Annotated in this window: 14 protein-coding genes and 2 CRISPR repeat arrays; of the genes, 5 read left to right on the plus strand and 9 right to left on the minus strand. The window is 67.1% G+C overall.

Annotated elements, in window-relative coordinates; genetic code table 11:
• Positions 1–2 precede the first annotated feature (2 nt).
• Positions 3–472: direct repeats of the CRISPR family, unit length 37 nt; unit sequence GGATCACCCGCCCGCGAGGGCGGGTGTGGATTGAAAC.
• A gap of 322 nt (positions 473–794) precedes the next feature.
• Positions 795–2,605: direct repeats of the CRISPR family, unit length 37 nt; unit sequence GGATCACCCGCCCGCGAGGGCGGGTGTGGATTGAAAC.
• A gap of 141 nt (positions 2,606–2,746) precedes the next feature.
• Positions 2,747–3,577, minus strand: a complete 831-nt coding sequence (locus HZS63_RS12760) for a heme-dependent oxidative N-demethylase subunit alpha family protein (protein ID WP_180684396.1) — start codon at positions 3,575–3,577, stop codon at positions 2,747–2,749.
• A 5-nt stretch (positions 3,578–3,582) separates the two neighbouring features.
• A complete protein-coding gene (locus HZS63_RS12765) occupies positions 3,583–4,344 on the minus strand; it encodes a sulfite exporter TauE/SafE family protein (RefSeq protein ID WP_425505964.1) in 762 nt (253 codons plus the stop codon).
• Between the two features lie 277 nt (positions 4,345–4,621).
• On the opposite strand from HZS63_RS12765, the gene HZS63_RS12770 reads away from it, so the two are divergent.
• Entirely contained in the window at positions 4,622–6,118 is a 1,497-nt protein-coding gene (locus tag HZS63_RS12770) for a UbiA family prenyltransferase (RefSeq protein WP_180684397.1), read from the plus strand.
• A 60-nt stretch (positions 6,119–6,178) separates the two neighbouring features.
• Positions 6,179–7,729 (plus strand): glycosyltransferase family 39 protein, encoded by a 1,551-nt coding sequence (locus HZS63_RS12775; RefSeq protein WP_180684398.1) that lies wholly within the window; start codon positions 6,179–6,181, stop codon positions 7,727–7,729.
• On the opposite strand, the gene HZS63_RS12780 is transcribed toward HZS63_RS12775, so the two are convergent.
• Genes HZS63_RS12780 through HZS63_RS12795 form a run of 4 tightly spaced genes read right to left on the minus strand, consistent with a single transcriptional unit; the run spans position 7,730 to position 13,473 of the window.
• Positions 7,730–8,719, minus strand: coding sequence for an SLAC1 anion channel family protein (locus tag HZS63_RS12780; protein WP_246316368.1), 990 nt, complete (start codon positions 8,717–8,719; stop codon positions 7,730–7,732).
• Between the two features lie 49 nt (positions 8,720–8,768).
• Entirely contained in the window at positions 8,769–8,993 is a 225-nt protein-coding gene (locus tag HZS63_RS12785; RefSeq protein WP_180684400.1) for a YgaP family membrane protein, read from the minus strand.
• Positions 8,994–9,044: 51 nt separating this feature from the next.
• The gene (locus HZS63_RS12790; RefSeq protein ID WP_180684401.1) at positions 9,045–12,305 is read right to left on the minus strand and encodes an efflux RND transporter permease subunit; all 3,261 of its coding nucleotides are present in this window, start codon (positions 12,303–12,305) and stop codon (positions 9,045–9,047) included.
• Between the two features lie 10 nt (positions 12,306–12,315).
• Positions 12,316–13,473, minus strand: a complete 1,158-nt coding sequence (locus HZS63_RS12795; RefSeq protein WP_180684402.1) for an efflux RND transporter periplasmic adaptor subunit — start codon at positions 13,471–13,473, stop codon at positions 12,316–12,318.
• 269 nt (positions 13,474–13,742) lie between these two features.
• On the opposite strand from HZS63_RS12795, the gene HZS63_RS12800 reads away from it, so the two are divergent.
• Both HZS63_RS12800 and HZS63_RS12805 read left to right on the plus strand, forming a co-directional pair.
• Positions 13,743–14,456, plus strand: coding sequence for a hypothetical protein (locus tag HZS63_RS12800; RefSeq protein WP_180684403.1), 714 nt, complete (start codon positions 13,743–13,745; stop codon positions 14,454–14,456).
• Positions 14,431–14,931: a hypothetical protein gene (locus HZS63_RS12805; RefSeq protein ID WP_180684404.1), complete on the plus strand. Its 501-nt coding sequence runs from the start codon at positions 14,431–14,433 to the stop codon at positions 14,929–14,931. The genes HZS63_RS12800 and HZS63_RS12805 overlap by 26 nt, the downstream gene beginning before the upstream one ends.
• 99 nt (positions 14,932–15,030) lie before the next feature.
• On the opposite strand, the gene alr is transcribed toward HZS63_RS12805, so the two are convergent.
• Positions 15,031–16,194 carry an alanine racemase gene (gene alr, locus HZS63_RS12810; protein WP_180684405.1) on the minus strand — a complete coding sequence of 388 codons (1,164 nt, stop codon included), beginning with the start codon at positions 16,192–16,194 and terminating at the stop codon, positions 15,031–15,033.
• Between the two features lie 166 nt (positions 16,195–16,360).
• Between alr and lplT the strand changes: the two genes are divergently transcribed.
• The gene (lplT, locus tag HZS63_RS12815; protein WP_180684418.1) at positions 16,361–17,650 is read left to right on the plus strand and encodes a lysophospholipid transporter LplT; all 1,290 of its coding nucleotides are present in this window, start codon (positions 16,361–16,363) and stop codon (positions 17,648–17,650) included.
• Between the two features lie 97 nt (positions 17,651–17,747).
• Here the strand turns inward: lplT and glcF are convergent, their stop codons facing one another.
• The gene (gene glcF / locus HZS63_RS12820) at positions 17,748–19,010 is read right to left on the minus strand and encodes a glycolate oxidase subunit GlcF (protein WP_180684406.1); all 1,263 of its coding nucleotides are present in this window, start codon (positions 19,008–19,010) and stop codon (positions 17,748–17,750) included.
• Between the two features lie 19 nt (positions 19,011–19,029).
• Positions 19,030–20,208, minus strand: coding sequence for a glycolate oxidase subunit GlcE (glcE, locus tag HZS63_RS12825; protein ID WP_180684407.1), 1,179 nt, complete (start codon positions 20,206–20,208; stop codon positions 19,030–19,032).
• Positions 20,209–20,229: the final 21 nt, after the last annotated feature.

Here is a 20,229-nt window from a genome sequence, read left to right on the forward strand (position 1 = left end):
TCGGATCACCCGCCCGCGAGGGCGGGTGTGGATTGAAACTTTGCGGAGGAACCCCCTGTCAGTCATTCTCGGTGGATCACCCGCCCGCGAGGGCGGGTGTGGATTGAAACGCCCCCACTGCACCCTGTAGCCACTGAATCGCCCGGGATCACCCGCCCGCGAGGGCGGGTGTGGATTGAAACCTGTGACGATGTGGTTACGTATGGCCGTAGCAGTGGATCACCCGCCCGCGAGGGCGGGGGTGGATTGAAACTGTACTCGAGTGCAACCGTGTGGCCCCGGCGCTGGAGGGATCACCCGCCCGCGAGGGCGGGGGTGGATTGAAACTGTACTCGAGTGCAACCGTGTGGCCCCGGCGCTGGAGGGATCACCCGCCCGCGAGGGCGGGTGTGGATTGAAACCGTAAACCGCTGCACGCTCTCCGCCGACGCCGCGGATCACCCGCCCGCGAGGGCGGGTGTGGATTGAAACTCAGCGAAGCCGCACCGACGCCGATCAATACGGCCGGATCACCCGCCCGCGCGGGCGGGTGATCCGGCCGTATTGATCGGCGTCGGGGCGGCTTCGCTGGGGTTCAATCCACACCCGCCCGCGCGGGCGGGTGATCCGGCCGTATTGATCGGCGTCGGGGCGGCTTCGCTGGGGTTCAATCCACACCCGCCCGCGCGGGCGGGTGATCCGGCCGTATTGATCGGCGTCGGGGCGGCTTCGCTGGGGTTCAATCCACACCCGCCCGCGCGGGCGGGTGATCCGGCCGTATTGATCGGCGTCGGGGCGGCTTCGCTGGGGTTCAATCCACACCCGCCCGCGCGGGCGGGTGTGGATTGAAACTGTACTCGAGTGCAACCGTGTGGCCCAGGCGCTGGAGGGATCACCCGCCCGCGAGGGCGGGGGGGGATTGAAACAGGACGAGGGCGAACTCTCCATCAAGCACGCCATGGATCACCCGCCCGCGAGGGCGGGGGGGGATTGAAACAGGACGAGGGCGAACTCTCCATCAAGCACGCCATGGATCACCCGCCCGCGAGGGCGGGGGGGGATTGAAACAGGACGAGGGCGAACTCTCCATCAAGCACGCCATGGATCACCCGCCCGCGAGGGCGGGGGGGGATTGAAACAGGACGAGGGCGAACTCTCCATCAAGCACGCCATGGATCACCCGCCCGCGAGGGCGGGTGTGGATTGAAACACCATCTGCGTGAAGGCAGTCCCGATTCGTTGGAGGATCACCCGCCCGCGAGGGCGGGTGTGGATTGAAACAGGACGAGGGCGAAATCTCCATCAAGCACGCCATGGATCACCCGGCCGCGAGGGCGGGTGTGGATTGACACAGGACGAGGGCGAAATCTCCCTCAAGCACGCCATGGATCACCCGGCCGCGAGGGCGGGTGTGGATTGACACAGGACGAGGGCGAAATCTCCCTCAAGCACGCCATGGATCACCCGGCCGCGAGGGCGGGTGTGGATTGACACAGGACGAGGGCGAAATCTCCCTCAAGCACGCCATGGATCACCCGGCCGCGAGGGCGGGTGTGGATTGACACAGGACGAGGGCGAAATCTCCCTCAAGCACGCCATGGATCACCCGGCCGCGAGGGCGGGTGTGGATTGAAACAATCGCAGCCCCGCTGAAATTGAAAATCAACTGGGGATCACCCGCCCGCGAGGGCGGGTGTGGATTGAAACACGGCACGGGCTGCGAAGATTTTGGGTTTTCGTGGGATCACCCGCCCGCGAGGGCGGGAGTGGATTGAAACAATGACTTCGTGCCCGGCCTGTCGCGGCTTGAGCGGATCACCCGCCCGCGAGGGCGGGAGTGGATTGAAACAATGACTTCGTGCCCGGCCTGTCGCGGCTTGAGCGGATCACCCGCCCGCGAGGGCGGGAGTGGATTGAAACAATGACTTCGTGCCCGGCCTGTCGCGGCTTGAGCGGATCACCCGCCCGCGAGGGCGGGAGTGGATTGAAACAATGACTTCGTGCCCGGCCTGTCGCGGCTTGAGCGGATCACCCGCCCGCGAGGGCGGGTGTGGATTGAAACTCATCCGAGGCTTGCAGCTTGGGCAGTCAGGTCAGGGATCACCCGCCCGCGAGGGCGGGTGTGGATTGAAACTGATGGGGCGGCCACGAAAGACACCCATCGCCAGGATCACCCGCCCGCGAGGGGGGGTGTGGATTGAAACTGATGGGGCGGCCACGAAAGACACGCATCGCCAGGATCACCCGCCCGCGAGGGGGGGTGTGGATTGAAACTGATGGGGCGGCCACGAAAGACACGCATCGCCAGGATCACCCGCCCGCGAGGGGGGGTGTGGATTGAAACTGATGGGGCGGCCACGAAAGACACGCATCGCCAGGATCACCCGCCCGCGAGGGGGGGTGTGGATTGAAACTGATGGGGCGGCCACGAAAGACACGCATCGCCAGGATCACCCGCCCGCGAGGGCGGGAGTGGATTGAAACAATGACTTCGTGCCCGGCCTGTCGCAGCTTGAGCGGATCACCCGCCCGCGAGGGCGGGGGTGGATTGAAACAATGACTGCGTGCCCGGCCTGTCGCAGCTTGCGCGGATCACCCGCCCGCGAGGGCGGGTGTGGATTGAAACATGACCGCTGTCAAGTACGTGAAGAAAATTCGAGGGATCACCCGCCCTGATTTTCCGAAAGTCTCAATGACGTAGTGGTTCTGTCGAGTTGTTGCTTGGCTCGGTATCTGCCTCGCTGTCAAAGTCAGCCGAGAAGCAAATTTATCCCAACCCCACCACCAACCGCCCCCTCACCCCCTCCATTCCCCGGTAAGCCACCACCGCATCGCTCATGGACGCCAGCGCCTCGCGTAACTCGCCTGCGCGCCCAGGCGCACAGGCCAGCACATCGGCCAGCGGGCACACCATGACGCGGATGAAAAACACCCCCGCTTTTAGGTGTGGCAGGGGCAGGGTGGTCTGGCGTTCCACGCGGAAGTAGGTCTGGGCCAGCAATTCTTGAGGGGTCGCGTTGGCCAGGGCTTCCCAGCGGGTGCGTTGGGCGTGGGGGTGTTGTGACAAATCTGCCGATGGTGTGAGCAGCCACACGTACCGCTGCATGCGGCGTTTGCGGAAAGCCAGGTCGATGATGCCGTTGGCACCCGCCAGCAGGAGCTGGTTGTCGGCCACCGGGGCGTGGATGGCGGCGAAGCCCAGGCCGTGCTTCTCGCGCGGGCGCCAGTTGGAGGGAAAGCACACCGAGAGGCATTCGGTGGTCATGGTGTCGCCGTCGCGCAGCACCACGAAGTCTTCCTGCAAAGTGAGGGTGAGGGCGTCGAGGTCGGGCGCGGCAGCGACCCCGGTTTCGGCTTCATGCAGCTGCGCCATGGCTTCCAGGATGGTCGGGTCGGTGCGGCCAACGAGGGCCTCGGCGCGATGCGTGTCCAGCGCATGAGCCTTGTGGGCGCGGTAGGCCGGGGCCAGGTCGTCGCGCAGGAACAGGCGGGGTGTGTCGGCGTTGTCGAGGTGGGTGAGGCCGGGGCGCATGCGAAACGGGTTCTGCACCGGCCAGGGCATGCAGGCGGCGGGGGTGAGCACGGGCGAACGGTTCATGGGGCTCACCCGCGCCAGAAGAACAGGGCGCTCATCACCAGGCCGGTGGCGATCACCACGCCGCGCACCCAGGCAATGGGCAGCCGCTTGGACCAGTGCGCGCCCGCATAGCCGCCCGCAGTGGCGGCCACCATCATGAGGATGGCTGGGCCCCAGGCGATGGCGCCGGCCACGGCAAAGGTGATGACCGACAGCAGCGACAGCACCAGCGAATTGAGGTTCTTGAGCGCGTTGGTGGTGTGCAGGTGGCGTTCCCCGGTGACGGTGTACAGCGCCATGAGCAGGATACCCAGCCCACCGTTGAAGTAACCGCCGTAGATGGCCACCGCCATGAGGCCGACGGGGCGCCAGCGCTCCATGGGGTGCGCCTTGCCGTCGAGGATGGGCTTGCGCCCCGCCAGCCAGGGACCGAACACGAACAACGCTGTGGCAAACAGCAGCAGCCAAGGCACGATGCCACGAAACACGTGGGCGGGCGTGACGAGCAGCAACAGCGCCCCGGCCATGCCCCCGATGGCCGCGATGAGTGTTTCGTTGCGCAACCGCCGGGCGGGGAGCCGCGCGAGCTCGGCTTTGAAGCCGAGCGTGCTGCCCAGGTAGCCCGGGCTCACGGCCAAGGCGCTGGTGGCATTGGCCACGATGGGCGGCACGCCCGCAAACACCAGTGCGGGAAAGGTGAGAAAACTGCCCCCGCCGGCGATGGCGTTGAGCACTCCGGCGGCAAAGGCCGCCACCGCCAGCAATGCTGGCATCCACAAGGCATCCATGGGAAAACTCAAAAGGTTGGGTGCATGTCTTCGCGTAACAGGCGTTCGTATTCGTGAGCGGGCAGCGGTTTGCTGAACAAGTAGCCTTGCAGCTGGCCGCAGCCGCGCTTACGCAGGTCATGCATTCATTCGCCATTTTCCACGCTTCGGCCGGGAACGACGAGCAGGCCCAGGGCGGGCTTGGCCACGGAGGCGTTCATGCGCGACAGGGTGGCGTCGTATCGTGCCACAGCAGGCGCCGCATGCCTACAATCATCTCGACATTGCAGAGCCCAGCATGTTGACCTCCCGGCCTACCGACGATGGTTCCCGCCCCGCATCTGGTGCCGCTTCGGCGGCTTTGCCGCTGTATGTGGATCTGGACGGGACACTGGTGCGCAGCGACACGCTGCACGAATCAATGCTGCTGCTGATCCGGCACAGCCCTTGGTTCGTGTTTCGCATGCTCGGGTGGTTGCTGGGTGGCAAGGCGTATTTCAAGCGCCGGGTCGCCGAGCAGGTGGCCCCCAGCGCGCAGGATCTGCCCTACACCGAGGCGTTCCTGGCCTGGTTGCGCCAGGAGCGGGCGAGCGGGCGCGAGCTGGTGCTCGCCACGGCGGCCGATCGGCGCATCGCCGAGTCCGTGGCTGCGCATTTGGGCTTGTTCACGGCTGTGCTGGCCTCCAACCAGGGGCAGGCCGGGAACCTGAGTCGGGAGGGCAAGCGCGACGCGATCCGCGCCCATGCCGAGTCCATGGGTTGGCCCGCCCATGCCTATGCCGGCAACAGTCGCGACGATCTGCCGGTTTGGCAGGCGGCGCAGCAGGCGGTGGCGGTGAATGCGCCGCCCGGCGTGCTGCGGCGCCTGCGGCAGCGACACCCCGATGCCCGGGTGTTCGCACCGGAACCTGTGACCTGGCGCACCTGGCTCGAGGCGGTGCGCATCACCCAGTGGGCCAAGAATGCGCTGCTGTTCGTGCCGCTCCTCTCCGCCCATGTTTGGGTCCCTGAAGTCTGGGGGCAGGTGCTGCTGGCCTTCGTGGCTTTCGGGCTCTGCGCTTCGGCCACCTATCTGGTCAATGACCTGCTGGACCTGCCGAACGACCGCCAACACCCCCACAAGCGCCACCGGCCGCTGGCGGCGGGGCGTATCGGCATGGCGTCCGCCGTGGGGGTGATGGCGGTGCTGCTGGCGCTGGCGCTGGCGCTGGCGTGGGCGGTGTCGCCCGCGTTCCTGGGCCTGTTGTTGGGCTACACCGGCATGACGCTGGCGTATTCGGTTTACCTCAAGCGGGTGGCCCTGTTGGATGTGCTGATCCTGTCCGGGTTCTACATCTGGCGGTTGGTGGCTGGCGCGGTGGCGGCTGGCGTGGCCTTGTCCAACTGGCTGCTGGCGATTTCCTTGTTCCTGTTCCTGGGGCTGGCGCTGGTCAAGCGCTGCGCCGAGCTGGAAGCGGTGCTGCTCGACAGCGAGAGCGACAACGCCCGAGGGCGCGGCTACCACCAGGACGACCTGCCCGGCCTGCGGGCCATGGGGGTGGCCAGCGGGTTCATCACGGTGACCGTGCTGGCCCTGTACATCGGCAGCGCCAACGGGCAGGATCTTTACAGCAGCCCTGAGTGGCTGTGGGGAACCGTGCCGCTGCTGCTGTGGTGGACCATGCGGCTGTGGATCAAGATCGGTCGACGTGAACTGCATGGGGAGGACCCCTTGCAGTTCGCCCTGCACGACCGCTTCAGCTGGTGGGTGCTGCTGGGGCTGGCGGTGCTGGGGGCCCTGGCCTCCTGGGGATGATCATGGTCGTCGGTGTACTGCTGCTGGCGCGCGACGCTTGACGGATACGAGGTAACGGCTGTGGGGTCCACCTCTGAGTCACTGGATGCCGGCGCGGCGCGCCGGGTGTTTGCCTGGACGTTCGCACTCACCCTGCTGGTCAAGGCCGTGCTGGCGGCGGGCTTCCCCATGACCGGGGACGAGGCATTCTTCTACCAGTGGGGGGTGTACCCCGCCAGGGGGTATTCCGACCACCCGCCGATGATCGGCTGGTGGCTGGCCGGATTGCGCCTGTTCGGCGAACACCCCTTTGTGCTGCGTTTCGCCACGCTGCTGGTGACCAGCGTGATCGCCCTGGGGCTGGTGGACGTGCTGCGGCGCTATCTGCCCGACGGGCGTGAGGCCGTGGCGTGGTGGGCCGGGGCGGTGTACCTGGCCATGCCGTGGTCCTGGCTGTTCGTGCTCGTGACCACCGACACCCCGCTGGCCTTCTTCATGGCGCTGTCTGCGTGGGCCTTCCTGCGCGCCGAGGCTGCCTCCCGCAGCGCCTGGTGGTATGCCCTGGCCGGTGTCTTCGTCGGCCTGGCCTTCCTGTCCAAGTACTTTGCCGCGCTCCTCGGTCTGGCTTATGCCGTGCACGTGTTGCTGTGGCGGCGTGAGCGTTGGTGGGCCTTGCCCTGGATGTTCCTGTTTGCCCTGCCCAGCATCGCACTCAACCTGGGGTTCAACGCCACCCATGGGTGGCCCAACATCCTGTTCAACTTCATCAACCGCCACCGCAACCACAGCGGCTGGCAATGGAAGACCCTGGCGGTCTATCTGGTGATGATGGCCTATCTGTTCACCCCCTGGTTGCTGTGGCATGCTGGGCGCCGTGCCGTGCCAGGAGGGGAGGCGCGGGTGCACCGTGCCCTGGGCGTGCTCTGGGGTTTCCCGGTGCTGCTGTTCACCTTGCTGGCCATGCGACGCGAGGTGGGGCTGCACTGGGTGCTCGGTTTCGTGCCGTTGTTCGTTGCCTGGATCGCGTTTCGCCTGCCGGTGGCGCGCTGGCGCGCCTCGCTGGGCTGGACGGGGGCCCTCTCGGCGCTGCATGCGGCAGCGGTGGTGGCCCTGGTCTGGGCACCGCTGAGCTGGTGGCAGTCCAGCCGGCTGTACGAGAAGGTGGTGTTCCTGCGCGAAGTGCCCGCCGTTCTGGAGCATCTCAACCGCGACCGGGCACCCGACGTGCGGCTCATGGCCGAGGCCTACGGCCCGGCAGCGATCCTTGCCTACCACCAAGGGACTTATGTACCGGTTTACGGGGTAGGCCGCTACCACGCCCGGCAGGACGATCTGTTGGTGGACTTCCGCGAGTGGGACGGCGCCCGGGTGCGCGTGTTCATGCGCCAGCCGGTGGACCTGGCTGCCCATGCGCCATACTTCGAGCGGGTGTCCGCCCAGGCTTTCGAGGTGCAAGGCGTGACGTATTACTGGCTCGACGGCGAAGGTTTGCGCTACGAGGCCTACCGCGACGGTGTGCTGGCCCAGGCGGCGCGCCAGTTCCAGCGCATACCGGCGTGGTTGCCGGTGTGGGGCCACCCCTTCTGCGAACGCTACGGCTTCAGGGATTGCATGCCGAGCGCGGCCGAGTGATCACGACGATGCCGGCGTGAGGGTGGCCACGGGCTCGGGTGCCAGCAAGCTGCCGTTGCGCAGGCCGCGCCAGGTGGCCAGGCACAGGCCGACGACCACCAGCGAGTTCACAGCCAGCAACACCATGCCCAGCGTGTGAAAGCCGCCTTGCCCGGTGGCGGCGCCGAGCTGCAGCGTGAGCGTGGTGAAGGCGGCCAGCGGGAAGGACAGCGCCCAGAAGGCGATGCCAAACGGTTGCCCCACCATGCGCCGACCCTGGGTGCCCACCCACAGCAGGGTGAACAGCGCCAAGCCCCACAGCGCGGCCACCCACGGCACCGGGGCTTCCCAGCGCAGCAGGGCGATGCCCACTACCGCCGGCGGGGCCAGGGTGATGGCCCAGGTGGGCAGCAGCCGATCCGGCAGCGGGCCGTGGGCGATGCGCCGCGCCAGCACCAAGGTGAGCACCACCGGCCAGAACAGCAGCCCGACACCAAACTGGGCGGCGGCCCAGAGGCCATGCCCCAGCCCCACGCCAGCCAGGGGCGCCAGCACATTGCCCACCACGGGGATGAACAGCACCGGCGTGATGTGCGGCCAGAGGCTGTGGCTCCCGGCCGGCAGGCCTTCGGCAGACGCCGGGGCCAGCCAGCGGCCCAGCACCCACAGCGTGGCCCACCACTGCAGCAGGCTGCCCGCCCACCACAGGGCCTGCACGCCCCGGCCGGTCAGGCCGAGGGTGTGGCCCAGCGTGGCGAGCAGCAGCAGCGACACCGGGACGGTGGCCACGAAGGCGTGGCGCACCGGGTGTTTCAGGTCCTCGGCCAGGGCGGGGGCATGCCGTTGCCAGCGCAACAGAGACGCCACCGCCAACACCCCGAACACCACCGCTGCCAGGGCACCCAGGACCAGGGCCACGCCACTGGCCATGTCGCCCAGCAACGGGGTGGCGGCGTACCACGCCAGCGCCAGCCCGGTCAGACCCATGACCAGCGAAAACCAGCCGGGCATCAAGAATTTCAGTGGAGTTGGTGAGGTGGGCATGGGGCGTCGTGTGGAATCATTTGTCGCAGGCGAGCTTGCTCTCGGGCACGCCCAGATTTTTCAAAATGAGGGCCAGTGGGCAGAAGTTGGTGAAGCCGAACTGGAACAGGTTCAGGCCCACGAAGGCCGTGAACGCCAGGAACCAGGGGCTCACGAACAGCGGGCTCGCCTCCACACCCAGCGCGAGGGAAACCATGATGAACAGGCCAGCCAACACACGAATGTAACGCTCGACGGTCATTTTCACACTCCTTGAAGGAACACACACACAAAAGATCAAAGCCCAAGCCGTTCAGACGGCAAGGTCAGCCATCGCATACCGTTTGCGGTACACGGCGTAGTACAGCACCGGAATCACCACCAGCGTGAGCAGGGTGGAGACGGCAATGCCAAAAATCAGCGAGATCGCCAACCCGTTGAAGATCGGGTCGTCGAGGATGAAGAAGGCGCCCATCATGGCGGCCATGCCGGTCAGCGCGATCGGCTGCGCCCGCACGGCAGCGGACTGCACCACGGCGTCGGCAAAGGGCAGCCCCTTGGCGGTTTCCAGCTCGATGAAGTCCACCAGCAGAATGGAGTTGCGCACGATGATGCCGGCCAGCGCGATCATGCCGATCATGCTGGTGGCGGTGAACTGCGCACCCAGCAGGGCGTGACCGGGCATCACGCCGATGATGGTCAGCGGGATCGGCGCCATGATGATGAGCGGTGTGAGGTAGCTGCGGAATTGCGCCACCACCAGCAGGTAGATCAGGATCAGGCCCACGGCATAGGCAGCGCCCATGTCGCGGAAGGTCTCGTAGGTGATCTGCCACTCGCCGTCCCACTTAAGCGCGTACTGGCGGTACGGGTCGCTGGGCTGGCGGATCCAGTATTCGCTCAGGGCACCGGCATTGTCCAGCGCGGCGGTGTCGAGCCGGCCGCGGATGCCGAACAGGCCGTACAGCGGTGAGTCCAGTTGGCCGGCCATGTCGCCCAGCACGTAGGTGACGGGCAACAGGTTCTTGGTGAACTGCGGCTGGTCGATCACGCCCCGCTCCACCCGCACCAGTTCCGACAACGGCACCATGCGACCGTTCGCGGCCTGCAAGGGCAAGGCCAACACCTGATCCAGCCCGACTTGCGCTTCACGGGGCAGTTGCAGGCGCACCGGCACCGGGAACTTGGCATGACCGTCGTGCAGCCAGGCCGCATCGGTGCCCGACAGGGCGGTGTAGACGGTCTGCGCCACCACCTGGGCGGGGATGCCCAGCGATTCGGCGCGGGCGCGCTGGATGCGCAGGAACACGCGGGGGGCGTCTTCCTTGAGCGTGGTGTCGGTGCCCACGATGTCGGGCGTGTCGGCGAAGGCCTGGGCCACGCGGCGCGCCAGTTCGGCGCGGCCGGCTTCGTCGGGGCCGTAGATCTCGGCCACGATGGGGGCCAGCACCGGCGGGCCGGGCGGCACTTCCACCACCTTGATGCGCCCTCCATGGGCTGCGGCAATCTCTTCCAGCGCCGGGCGCAGGCGTTGCGCGATGGCGTGGCTCTTTTCCCGGCGATGGCCAGCGCCCACCAGGTTCACCTGCAGATCGCCCTGCTCGGCGTCGGCGCGCAGGTAGTACTGCCGCACCAGGCCGTTGAAGGTGATCGGGCTGGCCGTGCCGGCGTAGCCCTGGATGTCCGTCACTTCGGGCTGCTGGGCCAGGTGGGTGGCCATGTCCTGCAGGGCTGCGGCCGTGCTCTCGAGCGAGCTGCCGGCGGGCATGTCGAGCACCACCTGGAATTCGCTCTTGTTGTCGAACGGCAGCATCTTCAGCACCACGGCCTGGATCACGGCGAGCCCCACCGACAGGAACAGCGCCGCCAGAATGCCGCCCAGCATCAGCCAGCGCTTGCGGGCGCTTTCCAGAAACGGGGTGAGCACGCGGGTGAAGGTGCGTTGCAGCGCATGGGTCAGTTTGCTGGGGCCGTGCTGGGTGTGTGCGCCGGTTGTGCTCAGTTTCAGCGCCAGCCAGGGGGTCACGGTGAACGCAATGGCCAGCGAAATCGCCATGCCCATGCTGGCGTTGATCGGGATCGGGCTCATGTACGGGCCCATCAGGCCGCTCACAAAAGCCATGGGCAGCAGCGCCGCGATCACGGTGAAGGTGGCCAGAATGGTGGGGCCGCCCACCTCGTCCACCGCGCGCGGGATGATCACGGTCAGCGGTTCGTCCGGCGTGAGCTGGCGGTGCCGGTGGATGTTTTCCACCACCACAATCGCGTCGTCCACCAGAATGCCGATGGAGAAGATGAGCGCGAACAGCGACACCCGGTTGAGTGTGAAACCCCAGGCCCACGAGGCAAACAGGGTGGCGGTCAGGGTGAGGATCACCGCCGCCCCCACGATCACGGCCTCACGCCGGCCCAAGGCCAGGCCCACCAGCAGAATCACCGAGCCGGTGGCGAATGCCAGCTTCTGGATCAGGGTGTTGGCCTTGTCGGCGGCGGTCTGGCCGTAGTCGCGGGTGATGGTGATCTGCACGTCGTCGGGGATGACGGTGTTGCGCAGTTCGTCCAGCCGGGCGCGGGCGGCGCCGGCCACGTCCACGGCGTTTTCGCCGGGCTTCTTGGTCACGGTCACGGTCACGGCGGGGTAGGCCTGGCCGGGTTGCGCACCGTCCACCGCTTCGGCGGCCGGACCCGGGGTGAACCACACGTAGCGTTGTGGCAGTTGCGCGCCGGCCTCCACCCGCGCCACTTCGCGCAGGTACACCGGACGGCCCTGGTGCACGCCCACCACGATGTCGCCCACGTCGTCGGCCGAGCGCAGGAATTCGCCCGTTTCCACGGTGAGCATGTCGGCACTCTGATCCAGTGTGTTGAGCACCGTGCCCGACGGCATGGCCTGGTTGGCGCTGGCAATCGCCTGATGCAGCGCCTGTACCGGTATGCCACGTTCACGCAGGCGCGCCGGCTCCAGCCACACGTGCACCGCCCGTCCGGGGCCGCCGATGGTTTGCACCTCACGGGTGCCTCGCACGCGCTTCAGTTCGGTCTCCAGCGCATAGGCCACGCGCTCCAGGTCGTGGGCGCTGGCCGCGTCGGTGGACCACAGCGTGGCGGCCAGCACCGGCACGTCGTCAATGCCTTTGGGCTTCACGATCGGGGGCAGCACGCCCAGGCCCGGCGGCAGCCAATCCTGGTTGGCGTTGAGCACGTCGTACAGGCGCACCAGCGCTTCGGTGCGCGGCACGCCCACTTCGAACTGCACCGTCAGCACCGCCACGCCGGGGCGCGAAACGGAAAAGGTGTGCTCGATGCCGTGGATCTGCGACAGCACCTGTTCGGCCGGCTGCGCCACCATCTTGGCCACGTCGGCGCTGGACGCGCCCGGGAAGGGGATGATGACGTTGGCCATCGTCACGTTGATCTGGGGCTCTTCTTCGCGGGGGGTGACCAGCACGGCGAACAGGCCCAGCAGCAGCGCCACCAGCGCCAGCAAAGGCGTGATGGCGTTGGCCTGGAAGGCGCGCGCCACCGAACCGGAAAAGCCCAAGGTCTCGGGGGGGTTCGGAACAGGCGTGGTCATGCCGCGGTCCTCACTGCGCCGCCCGCGCGCCGGCCAGGCCCGCACGCACCGGGTCCAGTGCCACGCGGTCGCCTGCTTTCACGCCAGCCAGCACCTCGACGCCGGCCGCTCCGTGGTCCGGCCCCAGCCGCACCGCCCGCAGCACGAAGCCAGTGGGGCTGGCCACATAGAGTGCGGTCAGTTCGCCGCGCCGCAGCACCGCGCCCGATGGCACCACCAGCCGCATGGCATCACCCGCCACGAAGCGGACACGGGTCTGCTGCCCGGGCACAGCGAGCGCCGCATGCTCAGGGGCGAGGTCCAGCCGCCACTCGACCGTCTGCGATACCGGGTCGGCCGCGGGCAGGCGGGTTTGCCGAACCGGGGCCACCCACTGGGTGCCTTGTGGCGCGTGGAGCTCGATCTCCACGCGCCGCGCGCCTTGGGCGATCGCGGTTTGCGAAGCCGGCACGTGGACCACGGCGCGCAGTGGCTGGGGTGCATACACCGTCAGCACCGGCACGCCGGGGGCCGCGAGATCGCCCCTCTCGGCATGGGTGGCCAGCACGAAGCCATCGTACGGCGCCGTCAGGCGGGTGAACCCCTGCGCCAACGCCGACTGGGCTTCACCGGCGCGTGCCTGGGTGGCACCGGCCCGCGCCTGCGCCAGACCGGCCTCGGCTGCACGGAAGCGGGCTTCGGCCATGTCCAGCGCCGCCTGCGCCACGAAGTTCTGTGCGCGCAGATCGCGGGTACGTTGCAGGTGGGCCTGGGCGTCGCGCAGTTCCACTTCGGCTTGGGCAATGACGGCTTGCGCCTGAGCCACCCCCGCACGCGCCTGGACCACGCCGGCCTGGGTGAGCCGGTCGTCGATCACGGCCAGCACCTGGCCGGCGCGCACCCGGTCGCCGGCTTTGGCGTTCATCTGGACGATGCGCCCGCTGGCCTGGGCCGACAGGGTGCTCTGCTGAACGGCCTCCAGCGTGCCGTCTAGTGTGAGCCCTGCCCCCACGGGGCGCAGGCTCACCTCGACCACGGGCACCACAGGGGCCTTGGCCGAGGCAATGGGTAGGGTCAGGCCAGACAAGCCGGCGAACAAGACGGCCAGGAACCAACCGCCGGCGCGGCGACGGCTCGGCAGCGGTGCCGGCGCAACCGGTGTGGACAAAGGCATGCGGTGTGCGGTCATGGGGCATTTTTCTCCATGACCGCAAGTATATTCATATACCCCCAGGAGTACAAGAGTCGGACCCACCGGCCCGTTGAAAACCGGCATCCTTTCAGGATGCCCAGAATCTGGAGAATCGCCTTGCGTCTGATAATGTGCTAAAGTTGTTACGCAAATCTTTCTTCAGCACTTGCGCCCTGGCGACAAACTTGGCAAATGGGAGCGTGTTTGGTTGACAACTCGATCACGCTTTACCTGTTCCTTGTCGATTGCCTACGAGGAGAAGCCGCATGAATCGTTTTGTCGCTGCCATCTTTGGTTTGGCAGGCCTGTGGTTCTTGCTCTTGGCGAGCCCTCGCTCGCCAGGCGAAGCAGTGGTGAAGTTCGTCTTTGCAGCGATCTTGTTGCTTTTCGCGTATCAGAGGTTTCGTTCCTCATCCAACAAGACTGCGGAGTACGTCAAGCAAGAAGATGGAGCATGGCTGGAGTTCACGGTCAATCCGGCGGCTGCGCCTGTTCTTTGGTTTCCAGCCATTTTGTCGCTCATGCTGGGCGGGAGCGTGGTGGGTAGCGGTCTGGCCTACTTCTGGGTCTTGGGACTGGTCATCGCTTCCTTGACGGCCCTCATATTGCTCAAGGACCACACGGGCGGCAACGCAACTTTTCCGCATCGCTTTCGGGTGAGTCCAGCTGGGATCGAGACGCAGGGCACCTTACTGCGCAAGGACGAGATTCATCACCTGCGAATTCGGAACAAGTTCGCTGGCAATGTGGAAATCAGCTACAACGTCAATCAGGGCGTTCCTATGGGTACCACCATGGGACTGGCGGGTCGCCGCGCGCTAGCTCAGGTGGCTTACCGTGTGGAAGTCGAGGCTGGTGGTAAAGCCTATGTACTGGCAGCTGGTCTGGATGAGGTGACTGCACGCGGTATCGCGGCAGACGTCAGTAAGGCAATGAATACGAGGGATCTCCCACATGAGCCTGGTGTCGATGTTGCGTGAAGCGGTAAATACGGCCAACCACGTTGTGTCCAGATCAATCTTTCTGTTGTTCATTGGCTTAGCTGGCTGTCAACCCATATCCCTGCCAGACCAGTCCCAGTTAACCTCAGGAGCAGCGGCAAAGGACAAAGGCGACTCGCCAGCGTTGCCGTTGCAGCTGGGTTACTACGTTGCCAGCGACACCCCATGTGAGAAAGCTTCGAATGCGACCCTTTTGCTTTTGCAAAGCCACGGCATTGGCGGCGCTAGAGATTTTTGCGAATTCCTCCGCATTGAGCAGACTGAGAGTACGACCTTCCAGGTCGAAGAATCATGTGCGGATTTTCAGGGGAGCGACCCGGAAAAAAGAACGCTGCAATATGAAATCATAGGTGGCCAGCGTTTGCTCATCAAGAGCGGGGAGGACGTTTTCCTTGATGCCCGGTACTGTGCGCAGTCAGATTTACCGGCTCAATGGCAAGAGGCGGCTAACTAGCATTTGCTGGTAAACCTGCCTTGTAGATCGAGCACCGGCTAATCGTGGGCCAAGGGTTTGGCAACATGAGGCTGTGGCCTCCCCATGCAGGATTTGTGGTCAGTCCGGCTCGATCTGAAACGGCACCCGCTGCGCCACGGCGCACAGCAGTTCATAGCTGATCGTCCCTGCCGCGTGGGCCACCTCATCGACAGGCAGCACCTTGCCGTGGGCGCTGCGGCCCCACAGCACGACCTCGTCGCCCGGGCGGCAAGAACCACAGGTGGCCTCCACCGGCCCCAGATCGACGGCCAGCATGTCCATGCTGACACGGCCCACCAGCCGTGTGCGCACGCCCTTGACCAGCACCGGCGTGCCGAAAGCGTTGTTGCCGGGCGCATGGCGCGGGTAGCCGTCGGCATAGCCGCAGGCGACGATGCCGATGCGCATGTCGGTGGCGGCGGTGTAGGTGGACCCGTAGCCCACGGTCTCGCCAGCGGGCACGTCCTGCACCGCGATCAACTCGCTCGACAGCGTGAGCGTGGGCTGCAGCGCCCAGTCGGCGGCGGAGTGGGCCGGGTGATCGGGCGCACTGCCGTAGAGCGCGATGCCGGCGCGCACCCAGTCGGCCGCCAGGGCCGGCGCGGCTGCATCGTCGCCCAGACGCAGCGCCAGGGCATGGCGCAAGGTGGCGGCGCTGTTGCACAGGCTGCGCTCGCCCGGCAGGTCGTGGGTGGCGCGCACGAACGCCTCCACCTGATGCAGCACGCCTTCGCGCCCCAGGCGCAGACCGTCGGCATCGCTGAAATGCGTCATCAGCGTGACTTCCTCGACCTGGGGCAGGGCGTTGAGGCGCGTCCAGGCGGCGCGGAACGCCTCCGGTCGGAAGCCGAGACGGTTCATGCCGGAATTCATCTTGAGGAACACTCGGTGCGGCTGGTGCGTCTTGTGGGCGGCCAGCCAGTCGATCTGGTCTTCGCGGTGCACCACGTGCCACAGGTTCAGGCGCGAACACCATTCCAGGTCGCGCGGCTCGAACGTGCCTTCCAGCAGCAGGATGGGGCCACGCCAGTCGAGGTCGCGCAGGCGTTGGGCTTCGCTCAGGTCGAGCAATGCAAAACCATCGGCTGCACGCAAGGCCGGGAACACGCGCTCGATGCCATGGCCATAGGCGTTGGCCTTGACGACGGCCCAGACCCGGGCATCGCCGGCGGCAAGGCGGGCACGTGCCAGGTTGTGACGCAGGGCGGTAGGGTGGACGGTGGCGCGTATGGGGCGTGGCATGGGTCGATATGAAAGGACTGACACTTGGCGGCGGCGGGGCAAAGTGCCGGTCGCGCCGCCGTGCTATAACCCGCGCGATGCTGGAGTCCCTGCGCCGGCGAATTACATCGTCACTGTTGCACAAAAACCGCCCGTCCCACGCTGTTATGCATTCGAAATCATGGCCCTGAAGCGCGGTTTCTACACCATCATGACGGCGCAGTTATTCAGCTCGCTGGCCGACAACGCCCTGTTCATCGTGGCCGTGGAGCTGTTGCGCAGCCGTCAGGCGCCCGAGTGGCAGAGTGCGGCCCTGGTGCCCATGTTCGCGCTGTTCTACGTGGTGCTGGCGCCGTTCGTGGGCGCCTTTGCCGACGCGCGCCCCAAGGGCCAGGTCATGTTCATCAGCAACGCCATCAAGGTGCTGGGCTGCCTGCTCATGCTCACTTCGGTGCACCCGCTGCTCGCTTACGCCATCGTCGGCCTGGGGGCGGCGGCCTATTCGCCAGCCAAGTACGGCATCCTCACCGAGCTGCTGCCGCCGTCGCAACTGGTCAAGGCCAACGGCTGGATCGAGGGGCTCACCATCGCGTCCATCATCCTGGGGGTGGTGCTGGGAGGGCAATTGGTGGGGCCGCTGGTGCCGGGCAAGTTGCTGGCCCTGGAGCTGGCCGTCCCCGGCTTGGGCCTGGCCATCACCACGCCGGCCGAAGCGGCCATTGCGCTGCTGGTGCTGGTGTACGGTGTGGCGGCGTGGTTCAACACCCGCATCCCGCGCACCGCGGCGGCGCTGCGGCACATGCCGCGCAACCCGTTGGCGCTGCTGCCCGACTTTTGGATCTGCAACAGCCGGCTCTGGCGCGACCGGCTGGGCCAGATTTCACTGTCAACCACCACCCTGTTCTGGGGCGTGAGTGGCAACCTGCGCTACATCGTGCTGGCCTGGGCCGCCGCGGCGCTGGGCTACACCACCACGCAGGCCTCGTCGCTGGTGGGGGTGGTGGCCATCGGTACCGCGGTCGGGGCGCTGGTGGCGTCGGTGCGCATGCGGTTGGAGCACGCGACCCGGGTCATGCCGCTGGGCATTGCCATGGGCCTGCTGGTGGTGCTGATGAACTTCATCGACACCGTGTGGCTCGCGGCCCCGTTCCTGATCCTGCTCGGGGGGCTGGGCGGCTTCCTGGTGGTGCCGATGAACGCGCTGCTGCAACACCGCGGCCACAACCTGATGGGGGCCGGCCGATCCATCGCGGTGCAGAACTTCAACGAACAGGCCTGCATCCTGGGCCTGGGCTTTCTGTACAGCTTTTCCACCGGGGTGGGGTTGTCGGCCTTTGGCGCCATCACCGTGTTTGGGCTGGTGGTGGCCGGGGTGATGTGGGTGATCCAGCGCTGGCACGCGCACAACGAGCGGGTGCACCCGCACGAGCTGGAGCGCCTGTTGGACATTGCCCGTCGCGACGACCTGCACGGTTGAGGCCGCCGCAACGGCTCAACCGCGCGCCAGCGCTTCACCGGCCAGTTGCAGGCTCAGCAGCGCGGCAAGGGCCTGGAGCACCGGGCCGTCTCTCCCGTCAGGCGGCCATTTCGGTCGCGGCGGGCATGAGCGCCGCGTCCAGCACCTCCACCCAGTGCCGCACCGGGGTGTCGGTGCCGCTTTGCAGGTGGGTGATGCAGCCGATGTTGGCCGACACGATGGTGGCGGGCGCAAGCTCGGCCAGGTGGCCCAGCTTGCGGTCGCGCAGTTGCTTTGACAGTTCGGGGTTCAATACCGAGTAGGTGCCGGCCGAGCCGCAGCACAGGTGCGGTTCGTTGCGGGCCACTTGCACCTCGAAGCCCAGCGCCCCGAGGTGCTGCTCCACGCCGCCGCGCAGTTTCTGCCCGTGCTGCAGGGTGCAGGGCGGGTGGAAGGCCAGCGACTGTGCCGCGGCGTGCGGGTCGATCCGCTCGCGCAGCGCGGGCACCAGCTCGGGCAGCAGTTCGCTCAGGTCGCGCGTCAGCGCGCTCACCCGGGCCGCTTTGTCGGCATAGACCGGGTCGTGCCGCAGCAGGTGGCCATATTCTTTCACGGTCACGCCGCAGCCCGAAGCATTCATCACGATCGCCTCCACCCCGCTCGGGCGGGCCGGGTCGATCAGCGGCCACCAAGCGTCGATGTTGGCGCGCATTTGGTCCAGCCCCCCCACCTGGTCGTTGAGGTGAAATTTGACGGCGCCACAGCAGCCCGCCTTGGGCGCGGTGATGGTCTGCAGCCCGGCGGCGTCGAGCACGCGGGCGGTGGCGGCGTTGATGTTGGGCATCATGGCCGGTTGCACGCAGCCTTCGAGCAGCAGCACCTTGCGGGCGTGCTCGCGCGTCGGCCAGGTGCCACTGTCCTGTCGTGGCGGCACTTTCGCCTGCAGCGTCTCGGGCAGCAGGCCGCGCACCGCCTGGCCCAGCCGCATGGCGGGGGCAAACAGCGGCGAGGGCAACCCTTCCTTGAGCAGCCAGCGCAGGGCGCGCTCGGGCACCGGGCGATCGACCTTGGCGTCCACCACCCTGCGGCCGATGTCCAGCAAATGGCCGTACTCCACCCCGCTGGGGCAGGTCGACTCGCAGTTGCGGCAGGTCAGGCAGCGGTCCAGATGCTGCTGCGTTTTGCGCGTCGGCTCGGCGCCTTCGAGCACCTGCTTGATCAGGTAGATGCGCCCACGCGGACCATCGAGTTCATTGCCAAGCAGTTGATAGGTCGGGCAGGTGGCCGTACAAAAGCCGCAGTGCACACACTTGCGCAGAATCGCCTCGGCGGCGCGGCCATCGGGCGTGCCCGCGAATTCGGGAGACAGTTGGGTTTGCATGGGGCGTCGTCTCCGGCGATCAGTGTGCGTGCGCCCAGGGGCCAGGCGGGAAGACCTGGTCTGGATCGAACGCAGCCTTCAGGCGTTGATGGATCGCCAGCACAGGGGCCGCCGGTGGGGTGTAGCGATCGGGTACGGCCGGATGCTGCACAGGCGGGCGAAACAGCGTGGCATGGCCACCGGCCTGGGCGGCGAGCTGGCGCAGCGATGCAGCCGCCGTCAGCGGTGCCCACACCCAGCGCTGAGCGCCATGCCATTCCACGACCGTTGGCCAAGCCAGGTCCCACGCCGGGGCCGTCGGGGCCACCGAGAGACGCCACAGGCCAGACTCGGCATCCGGCGGGCAAGCAAAAAAGGCCAGCGTCTGTTCACGGCAGCCTTGCCAAATGTCGGCGGCCAGCGCCGGCGCCAGCCGCTCACCTGGCTGTTCCCGCAACAACCGGGCGCAGGCCGCTTCGACAGCTGCCACGGCACCGCGCAGCCGCAGGTACAGCGCGCCCCCCGCGCTGCCGTGGCGGGTGTCGAACAGCCACAGGCTGGCGTTGAGGGGCAGCGGTTGCCCGCGCCAGCGGGCCAAGCGTTCCAGGGCGTCTGCTTGGGAGAGGTCGAAACGCAACGTGGCTTCGGCTGGCGATGCCGGCAGCACCTTCAGCGAGACCTGGGCAATCACCCCGAGGCTGCCCAGGCTACCGGCCATCAGGCGGCTGACGTCGTAGCCCGCCACATTCTTCATGACCTGGCCGCCGAATTCCAGGTATTCGCCGCGCCCGTTGACCAGATGCACGCCGAGCACGAAATCGCGCAAAGCGCCGACACTGGCGCGCGCCGGCCCACTGAGCCCGGTGGCCACGGCTCCGCCCACGGTCGCGTGATCGCCGAAATGCGGTGGCTCGAAGGCCAGCGTCTGGCCATGGGCTGCCAGCGCGGACTCGATGTCGGTCAGCGCCGTGCCGGCCCGTGCGGTGATGACCAGCTCGGTTGGCTCATAGGCAACGATGCCGGCGTGCGTGCGGGTGTCGAGCACGGGCAGCGGGCTGTGGGCAGCGGGCACCAGAAAGGACTTGGTGCCGCCTCCCTGGATGCGCAACCCTTGCCGCGTCTGGCGAGCGTCTTGGATCTGCTCGATCCAGGCGGCCACGGCCTGAGGAACGGCACGGGCACGTGCCGGGGACTGGGAGGAATCGGACATGGCCGCCATCGTATCGGGGTCTCAGGGCAT

This window comes from Tepidicella baoligensis (genome assembly GCF_013432195.1).
Lineage (GTDB): Bacteria > Pseudomonadota > Gammaproteobacteria > Burkholderiales > Burkholderiaceae_C > Tepidicella > Tepidicella baoligensis.

What these genes read in the sequence shown, in the direction of transcription:
- HZS63_RS12760 (WP_180684396.1), bottom strand. Translation starts at nt 3,577, where the DNA reads ATGAACCGTTCGCCCGTGCTCACCCCCGCCGCCTGCATGCCCTGGCCG.
- HZS63_RS12765 (WP_425505964.1), bottom strand. Translation starts at nt 4,344, where the DNA reads ATGGATGCCTTGTGGATGCCAGCATTGCTGGCGGTGGCGGCCTTTGCC.
- HZS63_RS12770 (WP_180684397.1), top strand. Translation starts at nt 4,622, where the DNA reads ATGTTGACCTCCCGGCCTACCGACGATGGTTCCCGCCCCGCATCTGGT.
- HZS63_RS12780 (WP_246316368.1), bottom strand. Translation starts at nt 8,719, where the DNA reads ATGCCCGGCTGGTTTTCGCTGGTCATGGGTCTGACCGGGCTGGCGCTG.
- HZS63_RS12785 (WP_180684400.1), bottom strand. Translation starts at nt 8,993, where the DNA reads ATGACCGTCGAGCGTTACATTCGTGTGTTGGCTGGCCTGTTCATCATG.
- HZS63_RS12790 (WP_180684401.1), bottom strand. Translation starts at nt 12,305, where the DNA reads ATGACCACGCCTGTTCCGAACCCCCCCGAGACCTTGGGCTTTTCCGGT.
- HZS63_RS12795 (WP_180684402.1), bottom strand. Translation starts at nt 13,473, where the DNA reads ATGACCGCACACCGCATGCCTTTGTCCACACCGGTTGCGCCGGCACCG.
- HZS63_RS12800 (WP_180684403.1), top strand. Translation starts at nt 13,743, where the DNA reads ATGAATCGTTTTGTCGCTGCCATCTTTGGTTTGGCAGGCCTGTGGTTC.
- HZS63_RS12805 (WP_180684404.1), top strand. Translation starts at nt 14,431, where the DNA reads ATGAGCCTGGTGTCGATGTTGCGTGAAGCGGTAAATACGGCCAACCAC.
- alr (WP_180684405.1), bottom strand. Translation starts at nt 16,194, where the DNA reads ATGCCACGCCCCATACGCGCCACCGTCCACCCTACCGCCCTGCGTCAC.
- glcF (WP_180684406.1), bottom strand. Translation starts at nt 19,010, where the DNA reads ATGCAAACCCAACTGTCTCCCGAATTCGCGGGCACGCCCGATGGCCGC.
- glcE (WP_180684407.1), bottom strand. Translation starts at nt 20,208, where the DNA reads ATGGCGGCCATGTCCGATTCCTCCCAGTCCCCGGCACGTGCCCGTGCC.